Below are 22049 nucleotides of genomic sequence, written 5' to 3' on the forward strand. Positions count from 1 at the left end.
GCGTGGCCCGGAGCCCGGCCTAGACTCGGACCATGGCGAACATCGAATACCGCACCCTCGGCCGTTCCGGCCTCGTCGTCTCGACCATCGGTCTCGGCTGCAACAACTTCGGCCGCACGGGGACCGCCACGGAGACCCAGGAGGGCACGGACGCCGTGATCGGCGCCGCCATCGACGCGGGGGTCACGCTGTTCGACACGGCCGACATCTACGGAGCGGAGCGCGGCCTCTCCGAGTCGCTGATGGGCAAGGCGCTCGCCGGCAAGCGCGACCGCATCGTCCTGGCGACGAAGTTCGGGATGGACATGGCCGGCACGAACGGTCCGGACTGGGGCGCCCGCGGCTCTCGACGCTACATCCGCCTGGCCGTCGAGGCCTCCCTGCGCCGGCTGCGCACCGACTGGATCGACCTCTACCAGCTGCACCGCCCGGACGGCGTGACGCCGATCGAGGAGACCCTCGACGCATTGGACGACCTCATCGCGGAGGGGAAGATCCGCTACATCGGCCACTCGAACCTCGATGGCTGGCAGATCGCCGAGGCCGAGTTCACGGCCCGGTTGCACGGTCACCCGAAGTTCATCTCGGCGCAGAACGAGTACAGCCTCCTGGTGCGCGACGCGGAACGCGAGGTACTCCCGGCCGTCAACGCCTACGGCCTGGGCTTCCTGCCCTTCTTCCCGCTCTACAACGGCCTCTTCACCGGCAAGTTCTCGCGCGACGGCGGTCCGGCGGACAGCCGCATCATGTCGATCCGCAAGCACCTGCTCGACGACGCCCCCTGGGACCGCATCGAGGAGTACCGGGCGTTCTGCGATGAGCGCGGCGTCAGCATGCTGGCGGCGACCTTCGCCTGGCTGCTCGCCCAGCCGGGGCTCACGAGCGTGATCGCCGGCGCGACGAAGCCGGAGCAGATCGTCGCCAACGCGGACGCGGCCACGAGCTGGACCCCGACGGCGGACGAGGTCGCCCGGATCTCGGAGATCTTCGCGACCACCGACTAGACCAGCGGGTGCGTTCGCTCCGAGCGAACAGTCACATCGTTGTGAGTGAGCACTCACTCCGCGTAGAGTCGCTCCGTGATTCCCGAAGAAGTCGTGCCCGATCAGGATGAGGTCGTCGACGCGTCCCCGCGCCAACGTGCCCAGCCCCTGTCTCCGGACGAGCGCAAGGCGATGATCATCGACGCGGTCATCCCGCTGCTGATCGAGCACGGACGCGCGGTCACCTCCCGTCAGATCGCCGAGGCGGCGGGCATCGCCGAGGGGACCGTCTTCCGCGCCTTCGGCGACAAGGAGACCCTGGTCACCGCGGCGATCGAGAAGTACCTCGACCCCGAGCCGCTGCGCGACGCGCTCCGCGCCATCGACCCGGCCCTGCCTCTCGAGCACAAGGTCCGGGCCGTCATCCTCCTGATGCGCGAGCGCTTCCAGAGCGTCATGCGCATCATGGCCGTCATCGGTGCCGAGCGCCCGGCGGTGCCGCAGGAGCGGCACGAGTTCGCGCGGATCATCGCCCGCATCATCGAGCCGGAGGCGGCGGCCCTCAACCTCCCGCCGGAGCGCGTCGCCTACGTGCTCCGGCTCCTCAGCTTCGCGTCCGCGTTCCCCGCCCTCAACGAGGGGATGGAGTTCAGCGTGGACGAGCTCGCCCGGATCGCCCTCCTCGGCGTCGCCGGACGGCCGTTCGTCGTCTTCACGCCCGCGGGCGCACCCACCGGCATCACCACCAGCACCAGCGGCGCCGACGCGGCGCACGAATAGGAGGTCGCACATGCTCCTGAAACTCCTCGGCCGGTACCTCCGGCCCCACTGGCGGCTCCTCGTCGGAGTCGTCGTGTTCCAGCTCGCGCAGTCGCTGCTGTCGCTCTGGCTGCCGACGCTGAACGCCGACATCACCGACAACGGCATCGCCAAGGGCGACACCGGCTACATCCTGATGGTCGGCGCCGAGATGCTCGGGGTGACCCTGGTGCAGGTGGCGTGCTCGATCGCCGCGGTCTACTTCGGCGCCAAGGTCGCGATGCGGGTCGGCCGCGACCTGCGGACGGCCATCTTCCACCAGGTGGGGGAGTTCTCGGAGCGCGAGGTCTCGCGGTTCGGGGCGCCCTCGCTCATCACCCGCAACACGAACGACGTGCAGCAGGTGCAGATGCTCGTGCTGATGACCTGCACCCTGCTGGTCTCCGCGCCGATCCTGGCAATCGGCGGCATCATCCTGGCGATGCAGCAGGACATCGAGCTCTCCTGGCTCATCGCGGTGAGCGTGCCCGTGCTGCTGATCGCGGTCGGCCTGATCATCTCGCGCATGGTCCCGCTGTTCCGCCGCATGCAGGAGCGGATCGACCGCGTCAACCGCGTCCTCCGGGAGCAGCTGACCGGCATCCGCGTCATCCGCGCGTTCGTCCGGGAGGACGTCGAGACCGACCGGTTCGCGGTCGCCAACGACCAGGTCACCGAGACCGCGCTCAAGGCCGGCCGGCTGTTCGCGCTGATGTTCCCGATCGTCATGCTGGTGCTGAACGTCTCCAGCGTCGCGGTCATCTGGTTCGGCGGCTTCCGGGTCGACGACGGATCGATGCAGATCGGCACGCTCACCGCCTTCCTCCAGTACCTCATGCAGATCCTCATGGGCGTCATGATGTCGACGATGATGGCGGTGCTCGTGCCTCGCGCGGCCGTCTGCGCCGATCGCATCAGCGAGGTCCTGGGCACCGAGGCGTCGGTGCGTGCCCCCGAGAACCCGGTGACCGAGCTGCCCGCCCACGGCACCGTCGAGTTCGTGGACGTCGGTTTCGCCTACCCCGGCGCCGAGCAGCCGGTGCTCAGCGATGTGACCTTCCTCGCCCGGTCCGGCGAGACGACGGCGATCATCGGCAGCACGGGTTCCGGCAAGACCACGCTGGTGAACCTCGTGCCGCGGCTCTTCGATGCGACGAGCGGTCTCGTCCTGGTGGACGGGGTGGATGCGGCCGAGCTCGACCCCGAGCTGCTCTGGTCGCGCATCGGCCTCGTCCCGCAGAAGCCGTACCTGTTCTCCGGGACGGTCGCCACCAACCTCCGCTACGGCAAACCGGACGCGACCGACGAGGAGCTCTGGCACGCGCTCGAGGTCGCGCAGGCAGAGGACTTCGTCCGGGCGATGCCCGAGGGGCTGGACTCGCCGATCGCCCAGGGCGGCACCAACGTGTCCGGCGGTCAGCGGCAGCGCCTCGCGATCGCCCGCGCGCTGGTGAAGCGGCCCGAGATCTACGTCTTCGACGACTCGTTCTCGGCGCTCGACACCGCGACGGACGCGCGACTGCGCGCGGCCCTCGCCCGCGACGTCGCCGGCGCCACGATGATCGTGGTCGCTCAGCGCGTTTCCACCATCGTCGACGCCGACCAGATCATCGTGCTCGAAGACGGGCGCGTCGTCGGCCGCGGCACCCACGACGAGCTCGTCGAGAACAATCCGACCTACGCCGAGATCGTCTCGTCGCAGCTGACCGCGGAGGAGGCGGCATGAGCCAGGACACCGAAGACCGTCCGGCGCCCGCGCGCCCGCCCGTCCGGCGCGGCCCCGGCGGGGGCGGCCCGTTCGGCGGCATGGGGATGCCGGCGGAGAAGTCCCTGAACTTCGGCCCCTCCGCCCGGAGGCTGGCCGGGCGGCTGCGGCCCGAGCGATGGGCGATCGTGTTCGTCACCCTGCTCGCGGTGGTCAGCGTGTTCTTCGCCGTCCTCGGGCCGAAGCTGCTCGGCAACGCGATCAACCTCGTCTTCGCCGGCGCGCTCTCGAAGCAGTTCCCGAGCGGCGTGACGCAGGCGCAGGTGATCGCCAAGCTGCGCGCGGACGGCCAGGGCCAGTTCGCGGACCTGCTCTCGGGCACCACGTTCACGCCCGGCGCCGGCATCGACTTCGTCGCCGTCGGCCACGTGCTGATGTGGGTGCTCGCGCTCTACATCGCCTCGTCCGTCTTCAGCTACCTGCAGGCGTACGTGCTGAACGGGGTGACCCAGCGCACCGTCTACCGGCTCCGCGAGGACGTGGAGGCGAAGATCCACCGCCTCCCGCTGACGTACTTCGACAAGATGCAGCGCGGCGAGCTGCTCAGCCGCGTGACGAACGACATCGACAACATCTCGCAGACGCTCCAGCAGACGATGAGCCAGCTGCTCACCTCCCTGCTCACGGTGGTCGGCGTGGTCGTGATGATGTTCGTCGTGTCGCCGCTGCTCGCCCTGATCGCGCTGATCACCATCCCCCTCACCCTGCTCGTGACCTCGCTGATCGCCAAGCGTTCGCAGAAGCTCTTCGTCGCGCAGTGGCGCAGCACCGGCGAGCTGAACGGCCAGATCGAGGAGGCCTTCACCGGGCACTCCCTCGTGAAGGTCTTCGGCCGTCACCGAGAGGTGGAGGCCCGGTTCGGCACGAAGAACGAGGAGATGTACGAGGCCAGCTTCGGCGCCCAGTTCATCTCGGGCATCATCATGCCGGCGATGATGTTCGTCGGGAACCTGATGTACGTCGCCATCGCTGTCGTCGGCGGTCTCCAGGTCGCGAGCGGCGCCATGCAGCTCGGCGACGTGACCGCCTTCATCCAGTACTCGCGCCAGTTCACCCAGCCGCTGACCCAGCTCGGGTCGATGGCGAACCTGCTGCAGTCCGGGGTGGCGAGCGCCGAGCGCGTGTTCGAGCTGCTCGACGCGGACGAGCAGTCCGCCGATCCCGAGCGGCCGCAGAGCCCAGAGGGCACCAAGGGCCGGCTCGCGTTCGAGGACGTGTCGTTCCGGTACAGTCCCGACAAGCCCCTCATCGACGATCTCTCGCTGGTGGCCGAACCCGGGCAGACTGTCGCGATCGTGGGCCCGACGGGTGCGGGCAAGACCACGCTCGTCAACCTGATGATGCGGTTCTACGAGCTGGACGGCGGGCGGATCACCCTCGACGGCGTCGACATCGCGGCGATGACCAGGAACGACCTCCGCAGCCGGATGGGCATGGTGCTCCAGGACACCTGGCTGTTCAAGGGCACCATCCGCGACAACATCGCGTACGGCCGCCCGGGAGCGACCGAGGACGAGATCGTCGACGCCGCGAAGGCGACCTACGTCGACCGCTTCGTGCGCTCCCTGCCCGACGGCTATGACACCGTGCTGGACGACGAGGGCGGCAACATCTCGGCGGGGGAGAAGCAGCTGCTGACGATCGCGCGCGCGTTCCTCGCGCAGCCGAGCGTGCTCATCCTCGACGAGGCGACCTCTTCGGTGGACACGCGCACCGAGCTGCTCGTGCAGAAGGCGATGAGCGCACTGCGGGCCGACCGCACGTCGTTCGTCATCGCCCACCGTCTGTCGACCATCCGGGACGCGGACCTGATCCTGGTCATGGAGGCCGGGAGCATCGTGGAGCAGGGCACGCACGCCGAGCTCCTCGCCCGGGGAGGTGCGTACTACACGCTGTACAACGCGCAGTTCGCGGCGCCGGCGGAGGAGGCCTAGAGGCGGGCGGCGACCGAGCGGACCAGCCAGAAGACGCCGTATGCGATCAGCCCGAGCGCGATCAGTGCGAGGAGCACGGGACCGAACGGCAGTCCGACGAGCGCCTTGAGGCTGCCATCGAGCCCGCCGGCCTTCTGCGGGTCGTAGGTGATCGCACCGGTGACGACCAGGCCGCCGACGAGGACCAGCGCGATGCCCTTCGCGATGTAGCCGACGCGGCCGAGCGTCGTCGTGATCCCGGCGATGGCGTTCGGCGGCAGGCGCAGGTCGCGCTCGAACCGGTGCGTGATCCCGTTGCGGAGGAAGACGATTCCGCCGGCCACGATCCCGAGGCCGACGAGGGCGAGCACGAACACGCCGCCCGGCATGGCGAGGAGGCGCGCGCTCATCGTCTTCTCGGAGGAGGACGCGTCGTGGCCCCCGCCGAGGGCGATCGAAGCGGCGACACCGGCGAGGAACCCGTAGACGACGCACTTGCCGAGCTCGGTGAGCCGCTTGCCCGCGCCTTGCACCGTGACGGCGACGAGGATCTGCCAGAGGGCGAGGACGATGAGCCCGGCGACGCAGAGCCAGACGACGAACAAGCCGCCCGGGACGGCGACGATCGCCTGCAGCGCGCCCGACTGGTCGGCGTCGCCGGTGCCGCCGAAGGCGATCGCGAGGGCGATGCCGCCGATCAGGATGTGGAGCAGGCCGATGGTGGCCAGCCCCACCCGGGCGAGGGCGCGCACGGCGGGGTTGCGCTCGGCTCGGGAGGCGGTTCGGGTCGGTGCGGTCATGAGGGGCACGGTACCCGCTTCGAGGCGGGAGCGGACGAGGGTCCCGCCGCCGCCGAAACTCAGGTACCGTAGATATCCGAGTCCGCCGCGCCGTCGCGCAGCGGCGCAATGTGAATAGAGGAGGCCGGCATGGACATCGACCTCAGCGTCTTGCGTCTCATGGAGCGCGAGAAAGAGATCCCGTTCGACGAACTGGTGCACATCATCGAGCAGGCGATCCTGACCGCCTACCTGAAGCACACCAACCAGGCCGAGCACAAGCACGGTCACGGCCACACCGACGAGGCCCCCGCCGCGCGCGTGCAGCTCGACCGCAAGACCGGCCATGTGACCGTCTACGTACCCGAGCTCGATGACGAGGGCAACGTCATCGGCGAGGCCGAGGACAGCCCCAGCGACTTCGGCCGCATCGCGGCCTTCGCGGCCAAGCAGGTCATCAACCAGCGTCTGCGCGACATCGCCGACGACGCCGTGCTCGGCGAGTTCCGCGGCCGCGAGGGCGACATCGTCGCCGGCGTGATCCAGCAGGGCCCCAACCCGCGGATGATCCACGTCGACCTCGGCAGCGTGGAGGCCATCCTGCCGCCCGAGGAGCAGGTGCCGGGCGAGGAGTACACCCACGGCTCGCGCATCCGCGTGTACGTCACGAGCGTCGCGAAGGGCCCGAAGGGTCCGTCGATCACCGTCTCGCGCACGCACCCCGCGCTCGTCCGCAAGCTGTTCGCGCTCGAGGTGCCGGAGATCGCCAGCGGCGTGGTGGAGATCGTCTCCCTCGCCCGCGAGGCCGGTCACCGCACCAAGATCGCCGTGCGCGCGACCGAGCCCGGTGTGAACGCCAAGGGCGCCTGCATCGGCGAGCTCGGCCAGCGCGTCCGCGCCGTCACCGCCGAGCTGAACAGCGAGAAGATCGACATCGTCGACTACTCGCCCGACCTCGCGACCTTCGTCGCGAGCGCGCTCTCGCCGGCCAAGGTCACCAGCGCCTTCGTCATCGACGAGTCGCTGAAGGCGGTCCGCGCGCTCGTCCCCGACTACCAGCTGTCGCTCGCGATCGGCAAGGAGGGGCAGAACGCCCGCCTCGCCGCGAAGCTCACGGGCGCGAAGATCGACATCCAGCCGGACTCGATCCTCGATCGCGAGTAGGTGCGCGCCGGGTCACCGGGCGCGCGGGTGTAAGATGGAAGCTGTCAGAACGTGCGTCGGATGCCGTTCTCGCGCTCCCCGATCCTCTCTTCTGAGGGTCGTCGCCCGGAATTCGGAACTCGTGGTGGATCACTCCGCCACGCTCCCCGGGCGAGGCGCGTGGCTGCATCCGGTCGACGAGTGTCTCGACATCGCCCTCAAGCGGCGGGCCTTCGGGCGTGCGCTGAGGGTGGAGGGAGCACTCGACCCGACGGCCATCCGGGCCGCACTGAGAGAACAGGCTGAAGAACCAGTGACTTCACATGAGTGACAACCGATGAGCGGCTCGAAATGAGTTCCGTCCGCTACTAACGCCTGCCCTGTCCGGGGTGGGCCCCAGACAGGAGAATTGTGGCTGCAAAACCACGCGTACACGAGGTCGCGAGCGAGCTCGGCGTCGACAGCAAGGTCGCGCTCGCGAAGCTCAAGGAGATGGGCGAGTTCGTCAAGGGACCGTCCTCCAGCATCGAGCCCCCGGTCGCACGCAAGCTGCGTGCCGCCCTCGAGGCCGAAGGCTTCACCCCCGACAAGGCGGCTGCCGCCGCTCCCAAGGCGCCGGCTCCCGGCCCGCGCCCGGCTGCTCCGGGCCCGCGCCCGCAGGCCGCCGAGGCGGAGGCCGATTCCGGCGCTCCGAAGCCGCAGGCGCCGATGTCCGTCGCCGAGCGTCAGGCTGCTGCCGAGAAGGCCGCGGCTGAGAAGGCCGCTGCAGAGAAGGCCGCGGCTCAGACCGCCACGGAGGCCGCGCCCCAGGCCGGCACGCCGGCCGACGGTCCGTCCGATGCGGTGAAGCCGTCGTCGGCTCCCCGTCCCGGCGGCAGCGCCGGCGGCAACAGCAGCATCCCGCGTCCCGGCGCCCCGCGCCCGGGCAACAACCCGTACTCGTCCAACCAGGGCATGGGCCAGCGCCCGAGCACCCCGCGTCCGGGCAACAACCCGTTCTCGAGCTCGCAGGGCATGGGCCAGCGTCCGACCCCCAGCAACATCCCGCGCCCCGCTCCGCCGCGTCCGGGCTCGCCGCGCATCGGCGCGCCGGGTCAGGGTGGCGGCCAGGGTCGTCCCGGCGGCAACCGCCAGGGCGGCGGCGCTCGTCCCGGCTTCCAGCAGCGCCCCGGCGGCGCCGGTGGCGGCGCGGGCTTCCAGCGCCCCGGCGGCGCACCGGGCACGGCCGGAGGCTTCTCCGGTCCCCGTCCGGGCGGTGGCGGCGGTCGCGGTCGTGGACCGGGCGGCGGCACGGCCGGCGCGTTCGGTCGCGGTGGCGGCAAGAGCAAGGCACGCAAGTCGAAGCGCGCGAAGCGTCAGGAATTCGAGATGCGGGAGGCCCCGTCGCTGGGCGGCGTGTCCGTTCCCCGCGGTGACGGCAACACCGTCGTCCGGCTGCGTCGCGGCTCCTCGATCTCCGACTTCGCCGACAAGATCGACGCGAACCCCGCGTCGCTGGTCACCGTCCTCTTCCACCTGGGCGAGATGGCGACCGCGACCGAGTCTCTCGACGAGGCCACCTTCCAGATCCTCGGTGAGGAGCTGGGCTACAAGATCCAGGTCGTCTCCCCGGAGGACGAGGACAAGGAGCTCCTCGAGGGCTTCGACATCGACCTCGACGCCGAGCTGGAGAACGAGTCCGACGAGGACCTCGAGATCCGCCCGCCGGTGGTCACCGTCATGGGTCACGTCGACCACGGTAAGACGCGACTGCTCGACGCCATCCGCAGTGCGAACGTGGTGGAGGGCGAGGCCGGCGGCATCACCCAGCACATCGGTGCGTACCAGGTGTGGACCGAGCACGAGAACATCGAGCGCGCCATCACCTTCATCGACACCCCGGGTCACGAGGCGTTCACCGCCATGCGTGCCCGTGGTGCGCAGGTGACCGACATCGCGATCCTCGTGGTCGCGGCCGACGACGGCATCATGCCGCAGACGGTGGAGGCGCTCAACCACGCCCAGGCGGCCGGTGTGCCGATCGTGGTCGCGGTCAACAAGATCGACAAGCCCGAGGCCAACCCGGCCAAGGTGCGCCAGCAGCTGACCGAGTTCGGTCTGGTCGCCGAGGAGTACGGCGGCGACGTCATGTTCGTCGACGTCTCCGCGCGGAACAACATCGGCATCCAGGACCTCCTGGACGCGGTGCTCCTCACCGCCGACGCCGGTCTCGACCTGCGTGCGAACCCGAACAAGGACGCCCGCGGCGTCGCGATCGAGGCCAAGCTCGACAAGGGCCGCGGTGCGGTCGCGACCGTGCTCATCCAGTCCGGAACGCTGCGCGTCGGCGACGCGATCGTCGCCGGCACCGCCTACGGCCGCGTGCGCGCCATGGCGGACGAGAACGGCGACCCGGTCTTCGAGGCCGCCCCGTCGCGTCCGGTCCAGGTGCAGGGTCTCTCCAGCGTCCCGCGCGCCGGTGACACCTTCCTCGTCACCGAGGAGGACCGCACCGCGCGTCAGATCGCCGAGAAGCGCGAGGCCGCCGAGCGCAACGCGCAGCTGGCGAAGGCCCGCAAGCGCATCTCGCTCGAGGACTTCACCCGTGCTCTGGAAGAGGGCAAGGTCGAGGCGCTCAACCTCATCATCAAGGGCGACGTGTCCGGTGCCGTGGAGGCGCTGGAGGAGTCGCTCATGAAGATCGAGGTCGACGACTCGGTGTCGCTGCGCATCCTGCACCGCGGCGTCGGTGCGATCACCGAGTCGGACATCGACCTGGCGACCATCGACAACGCGATCGTGATCGGCTTCAACGTCCGCCCGGACGTCAAGGCCCGCGAGCGCGCTGCCCGCGAGGGTGTCGACGTGCGCTTCTACTCGGTCATCTACAACGCGATCGAGGACATCGAGAACTCGCTCAAGGGCATGCTCAAGCCCGAGTTCGAAGAGGTCCAGTCGGGTGTGGCCGAGATCCGCGAGGTGTTCCGCTCCTCCAAGTTCGGCAACATCGCCGGTGTCATCGTCCGGTCCGGAACGATCACGCGCAACGCCAAGGCGCGCGTCATCCGCGACGGCGTCGTGGTGGGGGACAACCTCGCCATCGAGTCGCTGCGCCGGTTCAAGGACGACGTCACCGAGGTGCGTACGGACTTCGAAGCCGGTATCGGCCTCGGCAAGTACAACGACATCCAGATCGGCGACGAGATCGAGACGACCGAGCTTCGCGAGAAGCCCCGCGTCTAGATCGATGCTCAGAAGGCCCGGCGGTTCATCCGCCGGGCCTTCCGGCTTCGCCACCACTGCGAAACGAAGGAGAAGCACTCATGGCCGACCCGGCACGCGCGAGGAAGCTCGCCGACAGAATCAAGGTCATCATCGCCAAGCGGCTCGACCGCGGTCTGCGCGATCCCCGTCTCGGTTTCGTGACGATCACGGACGTCCAGGTGACGGGTGACCTGCAGCACGCGACCGTGTTCTACACGGTCTACGGCACCGACGAGGAGCGCGAGGGCACGGCGGCGGCGCTCAAGGCCGCGACCGGCCTGCTCCGCACCGAGGTCGGCAAGAACATCACCGCCCGGCTGACGCCGACGCTGGAGTTCCAGCTCGACGCCATCCCGGAGAACGCCGCGCACATCGAGGACCTGCTCCGCGAGGCGCGCGAGCGCGACACCGCGGTGGCGGGGCTCGCGGCCGGTGCCGTCTACGCCGGCGACGAGGACCCGTACGTCAAGCCGCGCGACCTCGACGACGACGAGGCTGACGAGGCCGACGAGGCTGACGAAGAGGAATGACCCCGTCGAGGTTCACGTCGTTGCGCTCATTCCGGCCGGTTTGACCGCAAGGACGTGAACCTCGGTTAGGGAAGGGTGTAGCCGCCCTGCGCTTCGACGGCCAGACCGTCGGCGAGCAGGCCCGCCAGCGCGCGGTCCCGCTGGGCCGCGTCGGGCCAGACGCCATCGAGCTCGGCTGCGGTCACCGGGATGTGCGACGCGCGCAGCTCGGCCATGATGAGTCCGCGCACCTGGCGGTCGCTGCCCTCGTACTTCTTCTGCACGGCTTTGCGCGGCCCGTCGTAGGCCGGATAGCCGGCCGCCCGCCAGGCGCACGTCGCTGCCAGCGGGCATCCGTCGCAGCGCGGGGTGCGGGCGACGCACACGATCGCGCCGAGCTCCATCATGCCGGCGTTGAAGGCGGCCGCAGCCGGTCGATCGTCCGGGAGCAGAGCCTCCATCGCCGCGAGGTCGCGCCGCGCGCTCGGCGGACCGGGCTCGCCCTGCCCCTCGACGGCGCGGGCGATCACGCGCCGGATGTTGGTGTCGACGACGGGATGGCGCTCACCGTACGCGAAGACCGCGACGGCGCGGGCGGTGTAGTCGCCGATGCCGGGGAGAGCGAGCAGCTCGGTCACATCGTCGGGCACCACACCGCCGTGCCGCTCCGTGATCGCGACCGCCGCGGCGTGCAGCCAGAGGGCGCGGCGCGGATAGCCGAGGGACTGCCAGGCGCGCACGGCCTCGCCGGGCGGCACGGCGGCGAGGTCGGCCGGAGTCGGCCAGCGCTCCAGCCACTCTTCGAGACGCGGGATGACGCGGTTCACCGGCGTCTGCTGCAGCATGAACTCGCTGACCAAGGTGCCCCAGGCGGTGAAGCCGTCGCGGCGCCACGGCAGGTCGCGGCGGTTGGCGCGGTACCAGTCGACGACGGTCTCGGCGAAGGTGTCACGCATCCTTCGAGGGTAGTGCCAGGGCGGTCGGCCTATGCTCGGGGCATGAGACTCCCGCCGACCCCGCGCGTGCTGCTCCTCCGGGAGGTGGTGGGGGCGATCCGTGCGGCGTCTCCGCTCGGCCGGGTCGTCGTCGCGGTGGACGGCGGTGGCGGGACGGCTGCTTTCGCCGACGATCTGGCGGAGGTGTTCCGCGAGGCGGGCGCGGACACGTTCCGCGCCTCCATCGGCGACTTCCACCGCTCGCGTGCCGCGCGGACCCGCCTCGGACCGGAGACGCCCGAGGACTACTACCGGTCGTCGTTCGACTACGTGACCCTGCGGCGGGTGCTGCTGGACCCGTTCCGCCTGGCGGGCAGCGCGGGCTTCCAGACCGCCGCCTTCGACGAGGAGCGGGACGTGCCGGTCGAGAGCCGCTGGGAGTCGGCGGGGCCGGATGCCGTGCTCGTCATCGACGGCGAGTTCCTGCTGCGACCCGAGCTGCGCGGCGAATGGAGCGCGTCGGTGCTGCTGGTGAACGCGCCCGAGTGGGAGCTGTACGAGCGGGAGGCGCGGCCGGCCGAGGTGGCGGACATCCTGGTGGACGACTCCGACCCGGCGCATCCGGTGCGCGTGGCCCGCTGACGTCTCAGCGCTGCAGCAGCGGGCGGAGGCGCGCGGCGACCGCCTCCGGCGGGATGAAGGCGCCGGAGCTCTCGACCTCGTGCACGAGCGCGGTGAGCGCGGCGTTCACCGGGGCCGCGCGACCGATGGCCGCCGCCTCGGCCACGACGGCGCCGTTCAGGTAGTCGATCTCGCTGCGCTGTCCGCGCCGGATGCTCTGCAGCGTCGAGCCGGGGTTGGGCGTCGCGCCCATCCGCCGCCTCATGAGCAGCGGCACGGCTTGCGCGGCCCAGCGGGGGGCGCCGGCGACGAAGCGCAGGATGCGGTGATCGAGGCCCTGGATGCTGCCGTAGCGGATGCCGCGGTCGAGGCCGATTCGCGTCGCCTCCTGCATGCTCGCCGTGATGACGGCCCGCAGCCTCCGGTCGCCGAGTGTCTCCTGCGCGCTGAGCCCGGTGATCGCGGGCATCGCGTTGACCTGGTTGACGATGAGCTTGGTCCACTGGCAGCCCGTGAAGTTCTCGACGGCGAAGGCGGGCATCGCGGCGTCGAGGATGCGCGCGGCCTCCACCGCGGCAGCGGGAGGCGGTCCGTCGCCCGCGCCGAGGTAGGTGTTGGCGGTCGTGGTCACGGTGATGCGGCCGGGGGAGAGGTAGCTGGAGGCGTAGAGGGCGAGGGCGCCCACGCAGTTCGCGTCCGGCAGCAGCTCGGCGGCCTGGCGCAGACCGGCGAGGCCGTTCTGGACGACGACGACGGTGATGCCGCGCAGGAGGTGTGCGTTCTCCTCGATGGCGGCTCGGGCGTCCTGCGCCTTCGTGCAGAGGAAGACCAGCTCGGGTGCGGTCTGCAGCGTCTCCGCCGCCTCCACGCGGGCGATGTGCTCGCCCCAGCCGCCGTCGAGGCGGAGCCCGTCCGCGCGGATGGCCGCGAGGTGGTCGCCGCGGGCGGTCACTTCGACGAGATGTCCGACGCGGTCGAGCAGCGCCGCGACGGCGCCGCCGATCGCTCCTGCTCCGATGACGCCGATCCGCACGACGTCCAGCCTACGACGAGTGCGTCGGCCGGACGGCGTGCGGATCGGTGGTCGGCGATCGGAACGGTCAGGCGATCGGGATGGCCGTGGGGGCGTCGACCGGAGCGGCGGCGGATCCCGACGCGGTGTCCTCCGCCTCGTGGTCGGCGGCGGCCGCGGCCAGACGCGCGGCGAGCCGACGCCCCGGCAGGGCGAGCGCGATCACGGCGGCGAGGGCGAGCACGGCCGCGCCGACCCAGACGGCCGGGATGGCCGCGTCCACGTAGCCGGTCGGGGTCAGGGTGCCACCCGCCCCCGTGAACACCGCGGTGAGGACCGCGACGCCGAGGGCGACGCCGATCTCGCGCAGGGTGGAGTTCGTTCCGGACGCCTTCGCGTGGTCGGCCGGGCGCATGTTCGCGAGGACGGCGGTCGAGCTCGGGGCGAAGACCAGCCCCATCCCGATGCCGGCGAGCAGGAACGGCGGCCAGATCTCGGAGTAGGCGACGGTGGCGGAGAGGGTCAGGGCGATCCAGCCCATCGAGACCGTGAGCAGCACGAGTCCGACGACGATGGGCAGGCGGGTGCCGGTCCGCGACGAGACGAGACCGGTCAGCGGAGCGACGATCATCGGGGCGAGCGTCCACGGCATCGTCATGACACCGGCCTCGAGGGGCGTGTGCCCCTGCACCACTTGGAGGAACTGGATCAGGATGAACACGGCCCCGAAGATCCCGAAGCTGAACGTCATGCCGACGAGGTTCGCCGCGGTGAAGCTGCGGTCGCGGAAGAGGCGCAGGGGGAGGAGCGGAGCTGGCGTGCGCGACTCCCAGAGCACGAACGCCACCAGCAGCACGCCGCCGCCGATGAGGGAGATGAGCACCTCCGCGCTGTCCCAGCCCGCGTCGTTGCCGCGGACGATGCCGTAGACCAGTCCGAAGACACCGGGGGCGGCGAGGAGCAGGCCGACGATGTCGGAGCGCACGCGGGCGCCGAAGCTGTTGGGCAGCGCGAGGAGCACCAGTGGCACGGCGATGACGCCGAGCGGGACGTTCAGCCAGAAGATCGCCTGCCAGTTCCATCCCTCGACGACGGCGCCGCCGATGAGCGGGCCGAGCGCGACGCCGAGGCCGGAGATCCCGCCCCAGATGCCGATGGCGGCCGGGCGGAGGCGCGCGCTCACGCTGCCGGCGAGCAGGGTGAGGGAGAGCGGGAGGAGCGCTGCGGCCCCGGCGCCCTGCACGGCGCGCGCCGTGATGAGCATCCACGGTTCGGTGGCGAGGGCCGCCGCCGCGCTGGAGAGGGTGAAGACGACGATGCCGCCGAGGAAGACGCTGCGGCGGCCGAAGCGGTCGCCCAGGCCGACGGCCATGAGCATGAGCGTCGCGAAGCTGAGGGTGTAGGCGTTGACGACCCATTGGAGCTCCTCGATCGAGGCGCTGAGGTCGCGGGCGATCACGGGGAGGGCGCTCGTGACGACGAGGTTGTCCAGGGTCGCCATGAACATCGGCAGGGAGGCCGCCACGATGGCGAGCCACACCGGGATGCGGTGGCCCGCGATGGTGCGGGCCGGTGCGGAGTCTGTTGCGGTCATGGGCGGGCTTCCTGTTCGCGGATCGGGTGCCGAATCAATGTTGTAATCGAATGATTACTCCGCACTTTAGTAATCGACTGATAACCTGTCAAGCGTGACGGACAAGATCAGCGAGCGGATCCCCTCGGCCGAGCGCCGGGAGCAGATCCTCGGCGCCGCGGGGCGCGTGTTCGGCGAACGCGGCTACTTCGGCGCGACCACCGACCAGATCGCCAAGGCGGCCGGCATCAGTCAGCCCTACGTGGTGCGGATGTTCGGAGGCAAGGAGAACCTCTTCGTCGAGGTGCTCGGCCGCGCGCTCGACACGCTGCTCGTCGCCTTCACCGAGACGATCGGGGAGTGGAACGCCCAGGGCCGCCCGGCCGGTGACAACGAGAGCGAGCGCAAGGAGATCAGCCGCCGCCTCGGGCTCACGTACGTCAACCTGATCGAGGACCGCGGCATCCTCCTCTCCCTGATGCAGGCGTTCGGGATGGGCCACGACCCCGTCATCGGCGGCAAGGCGCGCGCCGGCTTCATCGCGATCTACCGCATGCTCCGCGAGGACGCCGGATTCGAAGCAGACGAGGCGCGATCGTTCCTGGCCGAGGGGATGCTGCTGAACACCCTCCTGGGGCTGCGCCTGCCCGACGAGTACGGCGACGACCCGTGCGCGACCGAGCTGCTCGAGAGCACGTTCCGCACCAAGCTCCAGCTCGTGCTCGACACCACCGGGGCCGACGCGTGACCGGCAGCGGGCTGCTCCTGGTCGACAAGCCCGGCGGCATGACGAGCCATGACGTCGTCTCACGGGTGCGACGCCTCGCCGGGACCCGCAAGGTCGGCCACGCCGGGACGCTGGACCCGATGGCGACCGGCCTCCTCATCGTCGGCGTGAACTCCTCCACCCGGCTCCTCACCTACATCGTCGGCGCCGACAAGGAGTACTTCGCGACCATCCGCCTCGGCTCCACGACCACGACCGACGACGCGGAGGGCGACGAGACCGCCCGCGCCGATGCCGGGGAGATCGCCGCGGTCGAGGGCGCTGCGATCCGCGCCGGGATCGCCGAGCTGACGGGCGAGATCCAGCAGGTGCCGAGCGCCGTCAGCGCCATCAAGGTCGACGGCAAGCGTGCCTACGCCCGCGTCCGGGCGGGGGAGGAGGTCGTGCTCGAGCCGCGTGCGGTCACCGTGAGCGAGTTCGAGCTCCTCGACGAGCGGCGCTCGGCCGACGCGATCGACCTGGACGTGCGCGTCGTGTGCTCGTCCGGCACCTACATCCGCTCGCTCGCCCGCGACCTCGGCGCCGGACTCGGGGTCGGCGGCCACCTGTCCGCCCTCCGCCGCACCCGCGTCGGCGACTACGACGTGCGCGACGCCCACGACCTCGATACGCTCGATCCGGAGACGGCGCTGCTGCCGGCGGTGGACGCGGCCACGGCGCTCTTCGAGCGCCTCGACCTCACCGAGCAGCAGGCGATCGACCTGACGCACGGCCGCCGCATCCACCTCGCCGACCGGGAAGGACCGGGCGGCGTCCCGGTCGCCGCCGTCGCGCCGACCGGCCACCTGGTGGGGCTCGTCGAGTTCCGCGGAAAGGAAGCGCGCACCCTCGTGAATTTCCCGACGGACGAGATCGCCACGGCATGATCGAGTGGTTCACCACGGTCCAGGTGATCGTCGCCTGCGCCGCCGGCCTCCTGTGCCTCGTGCTCGGCTTCGCCGGCCGCGTGCCGAACGACCTCACGATGGGCGCCGTCGCGCTGGTAGAACTGCTGCTGATCGCCCAGCTCGTCGTCACGATCGTGTCGCCCGCAGTCGGGAACGAGCCGAGCGGCAGCCTCCCCGAGTTCTACATCTACCTGATCTCGGCGCTCATCCTCCCGGCCGCCGGCGGCTTCTGGGCCCTCATCGAGCGCAACCGCTGGAGCACGGTCATCCTGGGCGGCGTCTGCCTCGCCATCGCCGTCATGGTGTACCGGATGGGGCAGATCTGGTTCGTGCAGGGCGCCTGAGCCCGCGCGCGCCGCGAGCCCGCCGCGGACGCGAATAGAATCGTCTTCGATGTCTCCCCTCACCGAGTCCGCGAGCGAGCGCGTGCAGCGCCCGTCGAAGCGGCGCATCTCCGGCATCGGCCGGGTGCTCGTCTTCGTCTACGGCGTGCTGGCGCTCGCCGCCACCGGCCGCAGCGTCTTCCAGATCATCGACCGCTTCGACGAGGCGCCCGTCGCCTTCACGCTCTCCGCCGTCGCCGCCGTCGTCTACATCGTCGCCACGATCGCCCTCGTCGCGCCCGGCCGCGTCTGGTACCGGGTCGCGTGGATCACGATCACCTTCGAGCTGGTCGGCGTGCTGGTCGTCGGCTCGCTGAGCCTGTTCGCCCCCGAGGCCCTGGGGCTGCACGACGTCGACCCGTTCGGCCGTGACGCGACGGTCTGGTCGGTCTACGGGATGGGCTACCTGTTCATCCCGCTCGCACTGCCGATCCTCGGCCTGATCTGGCTGCGCGGCCACCGCCCCCGGACGGACGCCTCGTGAAGGTCTTCCGCTCCGTCGAGGAGGTGCCGGACGGCTTCGGCCCGAGCGCGGTCACGATCGGCAAGTTCGACGGCGTGCACTCCGGCCACCGCGCGGTCATCGGCCGGCTGCGGGAGGTCGCGGCCGACCGCGGGCTCACCGCCGCCGTGATCACCTTCGACCGCAACCCGCTCGAGCTGCTCGCCCCCGAGAAGTGCCCGGCCTCGCTGGTGAGCAACGGGCAGAAGCTCGACCTGCTCTCCGGCACCGGCATCGACGCGACCCTGATGGTCGCCTTCGACCAGGCGCTCGCCGCCCTCGAGCCGGAGGAGTTCGTCCACCGCATCCTGGTCGACCGGCTGCACGCCGCCGAGGTGCTCGTCGGCAGCGACTTCCGCTTCGGCCACCGCGGCGCCGGCGACGTGCGCCTGCTGCGCGAGCTGGGGGAGAAGTACGGCTTCGCGGTCGAGCTGATCGACGACGTGCGGCCCGAGCACGGCCGGCGCGTCTCCTCCACCTGGATCCGCGAGCTCCTCGCCGACGGCGATGTCGCGCACGCAGCCGAGCTGCTCGGCCACATACCGACCCTGCGCGGCGTCGTCGTGCACGGTGCGGCCCGCGGCCGCGAGCTCGGCTACCCGACGGCCAACCTGTCGCCCGAATCCGAGGGGCTCATCCCCGCCGACGGCGTCTACGCCGGCTGGCTGACGGACGGCGACGAGACCTATCCCGCCGCCATCTCGGTCGGCAACAACCCGACCTTCGAGGGCGTGCCGCACAAGCAGGTCGAGGCCTACGTGCTCGACCGCGAGCTCGACCTCTACGGCCACTGCGTCGAGGTCTCGTTCGTGGAGCGCATCCGCGGCATGGTCGCTTACCAGGGCGTCGAACCGCTGATCGCCCAGATCGCCGACGACGTCGAGAAGGCGCGCGGCATCCTCTCGGCCGAGCCCGCGTGAGCGCCCCCGCGCCCGGTGCGCGGCCGCTCTGGCACGGGCGCGCCATCGCGCTCATCGGCATCCTGCTCGTCGCCGCGAACCTCCGCACCGCCGTCGCCGCCCTGTCGCCGATCTACGCCGAGATCCGCACCGAGTTCCCGGTCAGCAGTCTGGGCGTCGGGCTGCTCGGGATGCTGCCGCCGATCTGCTTCGCCGTGTTCGGTCTGATCGCGCCGACGTTCACCCGCCGGCTCAGCCTCGAGGCGGTGATGCTGAGCGCCCTCGGCGTCATGCTGGCCGGGCACCTGCTGCGCGCCTCGGCGCCGTCCTTCGTCGTGCTCGCGCTCGGCTCCGCCCTCACCTTCGCGGGCATGGGCGTCGGGAACGTGCTGCTGCCCCCGCTGGTCAAACGCTACTTCCCGGACCGCATCGGCCTCGTCACGTCGCTCTACGCGACCGTGATGTCGGTGAGCACGCTGCTGCCCCTGCTCATCGCGGTGCCGGTCGCCGACGCGGCGGGCTGGCACGTGTCGGTCGGGATGTGGGCGGCCGTCAGCCTGCTCGCCGTGCTGCCGTGGCTGCGCATCCTGATCTCCCACCGCCCGGCGCATCCCGCGCACGACGTGGAGGTGGAGGGCGCCCCGCCCGCGATGGTCGGGAAGGTCTGGCACTCGCCGCTGGCCTGGGCGATGGCGATCGTCTTCGCCGTCTCGAGCCTGAACGCGTACGCGATGTTCGCCTGGCTGCCGCAGATCCTGCACGACGTCGCCGGCACCCCGCCGGCGGAGGCGGGAGCGCTGCTCTCCGTGTACGCCGGGATGGGCATCCCGGCCGGACTGCTGGTGCCCCTGCTCGCCGCGCGGCTGCGCAGCGTCGCCGGGCTGATCTATCTCGCCGTCGCGTTCTTCGTCGCCGGGTACCTCGGGCTGATCCTCGCGCCGGGCGCCGCCACCTGGCTGTGGGTGACGTTCGCCGGGCTCGGCCCGCTGCTCTTCCCGCTGGTGCTCGTGCTGATCAACATGCGCACGCGCACGCACGCCGGGTCGGTCGCGCTGAGCGGCTTCACGCAGGGTGTCGGCTACACGCTGGGCGCGCTCGGTCCGCTCGTGGTCGGCCTCCTGCACCAGACGACGGGCGCCTGGACCGTACCGCTGATCGTCCTCACGGTGACGGCGCTCGCGGCCGCGGCCGCGGGGGCGGTCGTCGCGCGTCCGCGCGCGCTCGAAGACCGCTGACGCGCACCGAGGCGGCGGATTCTCCGCCGTCTCGGCACCGTTCGCGCGAATTCGTGCCGTCTCGGCGAGGCGAGGCGAGGCGAGGGTGGGGGTGTCCGCTAGGCGGGGAGCAGGTTCGCTCGGTGGATGAGGGCTGCCGCTCCGATGAGCGGCCCCTCGGACGAAAGCGCCGACGGGACGATGCGCACCTTGCGCACGAACGGGAAGTAGTGCTTCTCGATGACCTCGCGCATGTGCGTGAAGAGGTCGGGAGTCGAGTGCGAGAAGCCGCCGCCGATGGCGACGAGCTCGAGATCGAGGAGGGCCGTCGCCGAGGCGATGGCGTGGCCGACCGCGCGCCCGGTGCGGGCGATCGCGTGCCGGGCGATCTCGTCGCCGGCGGCGTAGGCCGCGGCGAGCTCCTCGCCCGTCGTGCCCGTGAAGCCGTGCTTCTGCGCCCACGCGACGGTGTGCGGGCCGGAGGCCATGGCCTCCAGTGCGTACGGGTTGCCGAAGGTGTCCTCGCCGCGGATGTCGCCGACCTCCACGTGCCCGATGTGCCCGGCATTGCCGGTCGGGCCGGTGATGACCCGGCCGCCGACGATGAGGCCGCCGCCGATGCCGGTCGAGATGACCATCCCCATGACGTTGTCGACGCCCTGGGCCGCGCCGACCCAGTGCTCGGCCATCGTGATCGCGACGCCGTCCATCTCGAGCGTCACCGGGACGTCGAGGCCGGCTGAGCGGACCTCCGCCCCGATGAAGTCGCGCATGGGGTAGTCGCGCCAGTGCGGCACGTTGAGCGGCGAGACCAGGCCGCGGACGCGGTCGATCGGTCCGGCGCAGCCGATGCCGACGCCGACGATCTCCGCCCCCTCGGGGAGGGAGGCGAGCGCGTCGCGCACGACACCGCCGACGGAGGCCTCCAGATCGTCGACCGTCGCGGTGCGGCCGGTCGGGCGGCGGAAGCGGGAGTCGGGCACGAGCCGGCCGTCGGCGTCGACGAGCGCCGCCTCGACCTTCGTGCCGCCGAAGTCGACGGCGAGAGCGAGGGGTGTGGACACGACCATTACCCTAGACGATCCCCTCCTGCTCATTTGAGCAACGCGTGCGCAAAGGTTGCTCACGTCTTAGGCTGTGAACGTGGCCCTGAACGATACCGACGAGATCCTCGCCGTCAAAGCCGCAGAGCTGTACTACGAGGCGGGCAAGACGCAGGACGAGATCGGCGTCGCCCTCAACGTGAGCCGATGGAAGGTCGGCCGGCTCCTGGTGGCGGCGCGCGAGCACGGCTTCGTGCGCATCGAGATCGTGCATCCGAGCGCCAGGCGGTTCTCCCTCGAGCGTGAGCTGTGCGGCTTCTACGGCCTGGAGGACGCAGTCGTCGTCCCCGCCGCGGAGACCGAGTCCGAGACGCAGGCGCGCGTCGCGCAGGCCGCTGCGGACTACCTCACCACCCTCCGTCCCGTGCCGCGGACGCTCGGCGTCAGCTGGGGCCGCACGCTGCACGCGGTCGCCGCCCGGCTGCGCCCGGGCTGGGCCGTCGGCGTCAACCCCGTGCAGATCAACGGCAGCGTGTCCAGCACCCGCCAGGCGACGGCGGCGGCCGACACCGCGGTCGTCATCGCGCGCAAGGCGCAGGGCACCGCGACGCTGCTGCCGAGCCCGGCGATCTTCGAGCATGCGGCCACCCGCCGCGCGATCGAGGCCGACCGCTCGGTGCAGTCCGTGCTCGACCTCGCGCGCGGCGCGAGCGCCTTCCTCTTCAGCGCCGGTGTCGTCGACACCAGCTCCGTCCACGTCGACTCCGGCTACCTCTCCCCGGAGGACGTCACCGGCCTGGCGGACAAGGGTGCCGTCGGCGACGTCGTCGGCCGGTTCATCACCGGCACCGGCGAGGTTGCCGATCCCGAGCTCGACGGCCGCACCCTCGGCCTCTCGCTCGAAGAGCTGCGGAACGCGCGCACGAGCATCGCCGTCATCGCGGGCGAAGCCAAGCACCAGGTCGCGCACGCCGTCGTCGCGAGCGGCCTGTGCACCACCATCATCACCGACGAAGCCACCGCGAACGACCTCCTCGGCCGCAGCCAGCCGGGCTCGTGA

The 22049-nt window shown here is 71.0% G+C and carries 21 protein-coding genes; 16 read left to right on the forward strand and 5 right to left on the reverse strand.

The window, feature by feature from the left end; translation table 11 throughout:
- The first annotated feature begins 32 nt into the window (after nt 1-32).
- The 4 genes from FHX33_RS02810 to FHX33_RS02825 all read left to right on the forward strand — a co-directional run bounded on the left by FHX33_RS02810 (nt 33) and on the right by FHX33_RS02825 (nt 5480).
- Nucleotides 33-1004: an aldo/keto reductase gene (locus FHX33_RS02810; RefSeq protein ID WP_021763458.1), complete on the forward strand. Its 972-nt coding sequence runs from the start codon at nt 33-35 to the stop codon at nt 1002-1004.
- Between the two features lie 75 nt (nt 1005-1079).
- Nucleotides 1080-1763, forward strand: coding sequence for a TetR/AcrR family transcriptional regulator (locus tag FHX33_RS02815; protein ID WP_248616268.1), 684 nt, complete (start codon nt 1080-1082; stop codon nt 1761-1763).
- Nucleotides 1764-1773: 10 nt separating this feature from the next.
- The gene (locus FHX33_RS02820; protein ID WP_021763460.1) at nt 1774-3507 is read left to right on the forward strand and encodes an ABC transporter ATP-binding protein; all 1734 of its coding nucleotides are present in this window, start codon (nt 1774-1776) and stop codon (nt 3505-3507) included.
- Nucleotides 3504-5480, forward strand: coding sequence for an ABC transporter ATP-binding protein (locus FHX33_RS02825; protein WP_183428136.1), 1977 nt, complete (start codon nt 3504-3506; stop codon nt 5478-5480). Before FHX33_RS02820 ends, FHX33_RS02825 begins: the two co-directional genes overlap by 4 nt.
- Here the strand turns inward: FHX33_RS02825 and FHX33_RS02830 are convergent.
- Nucleotides 5477-6259 (reverse strand): DUF1206 domain-containing protein, encoded by a 783-nt coding sequence (locus FHX33_RS02830; RefSeq protein ID WP_021758000.1) that lies wholly within the window; start codon nt 6257-6259, stop codon nt 5477-5479. The genes FHX33_RS02825 and FHX33_RS02830 overlap by 4 nt on opposite strands.
- Before the next feature lie 129 nt (nt 6260-6388).
- Between FHX33_RS02830 and nusA the strand changes: the two genes are divergently transcribed.
- The 4 genes from nusA (at nt 6389) to rbfA (ending at nt 11154) form a co-directional block, all read left to right on the forward strand.
- The gene (nusA, locus tag FHX33_RS02835; RefSeq protein ID WP_021758001.1) at nt 6389-7402 is read left to right on the forward strand and encodes a transcription termination factor NusA; all 1014 of its coding nucleotides are present in this window, start codon (nt 6389-6391) and stop codon (nt 7400-7402) included.
- Nucleotides 7403-7436: 34 nt separating this feature from the next.
- Nucleotides 7437-7712, forward strand: coding sequence for a YlxR family protein (locus FHX33_RS02840; RefSeq protein ID WP_081703873.1), 276 nt, complete (start codon nt 7437-7439; stop codon nt 7710-7712).
- A gap of 80 nt (nt 7713-7792) precedes the next feature.
- Nucleotides 7793-10603, forward strand: coding sequence for a translation initiation factor IF-2 (gene infB / locus FHX33_RS02845; protein WP_183428137.1), 2811 nt, complete (start codon nt 7793-7795; stop codon nt 10601-10603).
- 80 nt (nt 10604-10683) lie between these two features.
- Nucleotides 10684-11154 carry a 30S ribosome-binding factor RbfA gene (gene rbfA, locus FHX33_RS02850; protein WP_021763787.1) on the forward strand — a complete coding sequence of 157 codons (471 nt, stop codon included), beginning with the start codon at nt 10684-10686 and terminating at the stop codon, nt 11152-11154.
- A gap of 65 nt (nt 11155-11219) precedes the next feature.
- Here the strand turns inward: rbfA and FHX33_RS02855 are convergent, their stop codons facing one another.
- Entirely contained in the window at nt 11220-12089 is an 870-nt protein-coding gene (locus FHX33_RS02855; RefSeq protein WP_021763788.1) for an HhH-GPD family protein, read from the reverse strand.
- Between the two features lie 42 nt (nt 12090-12131).
- On the opposite strand from FHX33_RS02855, the gene FHX33_RS02860 reads away from it, so the two are divergent.
- The gene (locus tag FHX33_RS02860) at nt 12132-12710 is read left to right on the forward strand and encodes a nucleoside/nucleotide kinase family protein (protein WP_021763789.1); all 579 of its coding nucleotides are present in this window, start codon (nt 12132-12134) and stop codon (nt 12708-12710) included.
- A gap of 4 nt (nt 12711-12714) precedes the next feature.
- Here FHX33_RS02860 and FHX33_RS02865 read toward each other — a convergent pair whose 3' ends face one another.
- Nucleotides 12715-13722: a 2-dehydropantoate 2-reductase gene (locus FHX33_RS02865; RefSeq protein ID WP_183428138.1), complete on the reverse strand. Its 1008-nt coding sequence runs from the start codon at nt 13720-13722 to the stop codon at nt 12715-12717.
- A gap of 67 nt (nt 13723-13789) precedes the next feature.
- Nucleotides 13790-15295, reverse strand: coding sequence for a DHA2 family efflux MFS transporter permease subunit (locus tag FHX33_RS02870; RefSeq protein ID WP_246396862.1), 1506 nt, complete (start codon nt 15293-15295; stop codon nt 13790-13792).
- A gap of 94 nt (nt 15296-15389) precedes the next feature.
- Here FHX33_RS02870 and FHX33_RS02875 point away from each other — a divergent pair, with 94 nt between their 5' ends.
- Genes FHX33_RS02875 through FHX33_RS02900 form a run of 6 tightly spaced genes read left to right on the forward strand, consistent with a single transcriptional unit; the run spans nt 15390 to nt 19967 of the window.
- A complete protein-coding gene (locus FHX33_RS02875) occupies nt 15390-16022 on the forward strand; it encodes a TetR/AcrR family transcriptional regulator (protein WP_021763417.1) in 633 nt (210 codons plus the stop codon).
- A complete protein-coding gene (gene truB / locus FHX33_RS02880; protein ID WP_021763418.1) occupies nt 16019-16927 on the forward strand; it encodes a tRNA pseudouridine(55) synthase TruB in 909 nt (302 codons plus the stop codon). Before FHX33_RS02875 ends, truB begins: the two co-directional genes overlap by 4 nt.
- On the forward strand, nt 16924-17292 hold the full coding sequence (locus FHX33_RS02885; RefSeq protein WP_021763419.1) for a hypothetical protein: 369 nt from the start codon (nt 16924-16926) through the stop codon (nt 17290-17292). The genes truB and FHX33_RS02885 overlap by 4 nt, the downstream gene beginning before the upstream one ends.
- 49 nt (nt 17293-17341) lie before the next feature.
- Entirely contained in the window at nt 17342-17815 is a 474-nt protein-coding gene (locus tag FHX33_RS02890; RefSeq protein WP_021763420.1) for a hypothetical protein, read from the forward strand.
- Nucleotides 17812-18753 carry a bifunctional riboflavin kinase/FAD synthetase gene (locus FHX33_RS02895; protein WP_021763421.1) on the forward strand — a complete coding sequence of 314 codons (942 nt, stop codon included), beginning with the start codon at nt 17812-17814 and terminating at the stop codon, nt 18751-18753. Before FHX33_RS02890 ends, FHX33_RS02895 begins: the two co-directional genes overlap by 4 nt.
- Nucleotides 18750-19967: an MFS transporter gene (locus FHX33_RS02900; RefSeq protein ID WP_183428139.1), complete on the forward strand. Its 1218-nt coding sequence runs from the start codon at nt 18750-18752 to the stop codon at nt 19965-19967. The genes FHX33_RS02895 and FHX33_RS02900 overlap by 4 nt, the downstream gene beginning before the upstream one ends.
- Before the next feature lie 98 nt (nt 19968-20065).
- On the opposite strand, the gene FHX33_RS02905 is transcribed toward FHX33_RS02900, so the two are convergent.
- Complete coding sequence (locus FHX33_RS02905) at nt 20066-21016, reverse strand: ROK family protein (RefSeq protein WP_021764623.1); 951 nt, start codon at nt 21014-21016, stop codon at nt 20066-20068.
- Nucleotides 21017-21089: 73 nt separating this feature from the next.
- On the opposite strand from FHX33_RS02905, the gene FHX33_RS02910 reads away from it, so the two are divergent.
- Nucleotides 21090-22049, forward strand: a complete 960-nt coding sequence (locus FHX33_RS02910) for a sugar-binding transcriptional regulator (protein WP_081704065.1) — start codon at nt 21090-21092, stop codon at nt 22047-22049.

The organism is Leifsonia aquatica, from assembly GCF_014190775.1.
GTDB lineage: Bacteria > Actinomycetota > Actinomycetes > Actinomycetales > Microbacteriaceae > Leifsonia > Leifsonia aquatica.

Bases quoted from the DNA above. Each gene is read 5' to 3' on its own strand.
- FHX33_RS02810 (WP_021763458.1), top strand. From the start codon at position 33: ATGGCGAACATCGAATACCGCACCCTCGGCCGTTCCGGCCTCGTCGTC.
- FHX33_RS02820 (WP_021763460.1), top strand. From the start codon at position 1,774: ATGCTCCTGAAACTCCTCGGCCGGTACCTCCGGCCCCACTGGCGGCTC.
- FHX33_RS02825 (WP_183428136.1), top strand. From the start codon at position 3,504: ATGAGCCAGGACACCGAAGACCGTCCGGCGCCCGCGCGCCCGCCCGTC.
- FHX33_RS02830 (WP_021758000.1), bottom strand. From the start codon at position 6,259: ATGACCGCACCGACCCGAACCGCCTCCCGAGCCGAGCGCAACCCCGCC.
- nusA (WP_021758001.1), top strand. From the start codon at position 6,389: ATGGACATCGACCTCAGCGTCTTGCGTCTCATGGAGCGCGAGAAAGAG.
- FHX33_RS02840 (WP_081703873.1), top strand. From the start codon at position 7,437: ATGGAAGCTGTCAGAACGTGCGTCGGATGCCGTTCTCGCGCTCCCCGA.
- rbfA (WP_021763787.1), top strand. From the start codon at position 10,684: ATGGCCGACCCGGCACGCGCGAGGAAGCTCGCCGACAGAATCAAGGTC.
- FHX33_RS02855 (WP_021763788.1), bottom strand. From the start codon at position 12,089: ATGCGTGACACCTTCGCCGAGACCGTCGTCGACTGGTACCGCGCCAAC.
- FHX33_RS02860 (WP_021763789.1), top strand. From the start codon at position 12,132: ATGAGACTCCCGCCGACCCCGCGCGTGCTGCTCCTCCGGGAGGTGGTG.
- FHX33_RS02870 (WP_246396862.1), bottom strand. From the start codon at position 15,295: ATGACCGCAACAGACTCCGCACCGGCCCGCACCATCGCGGGCCACCGC.
- FHX33_RS02885 (WP_021763419.1), top strand. From the start codon at position 16,924: ATGATCGAGTGGTTCACCACGGTCCAGGTGATCGTCGCCTGCGCCGCC.
- FHX33_RS02890 (WP_021763420.1), top strand. From the start codon at position 17,342: ATGTCTCCCCTCACCGAGTCCGCGAGCGAGCGCGTGCAGCGCCCGTCG.
- FHX33_RS02905 (WP_021764623.1), bottom strand. From the start codon at position 21,016: ATGGTCGTGTCCACACCCCTCGCTCTCGCCGTCGACTTCGGCGGCACG.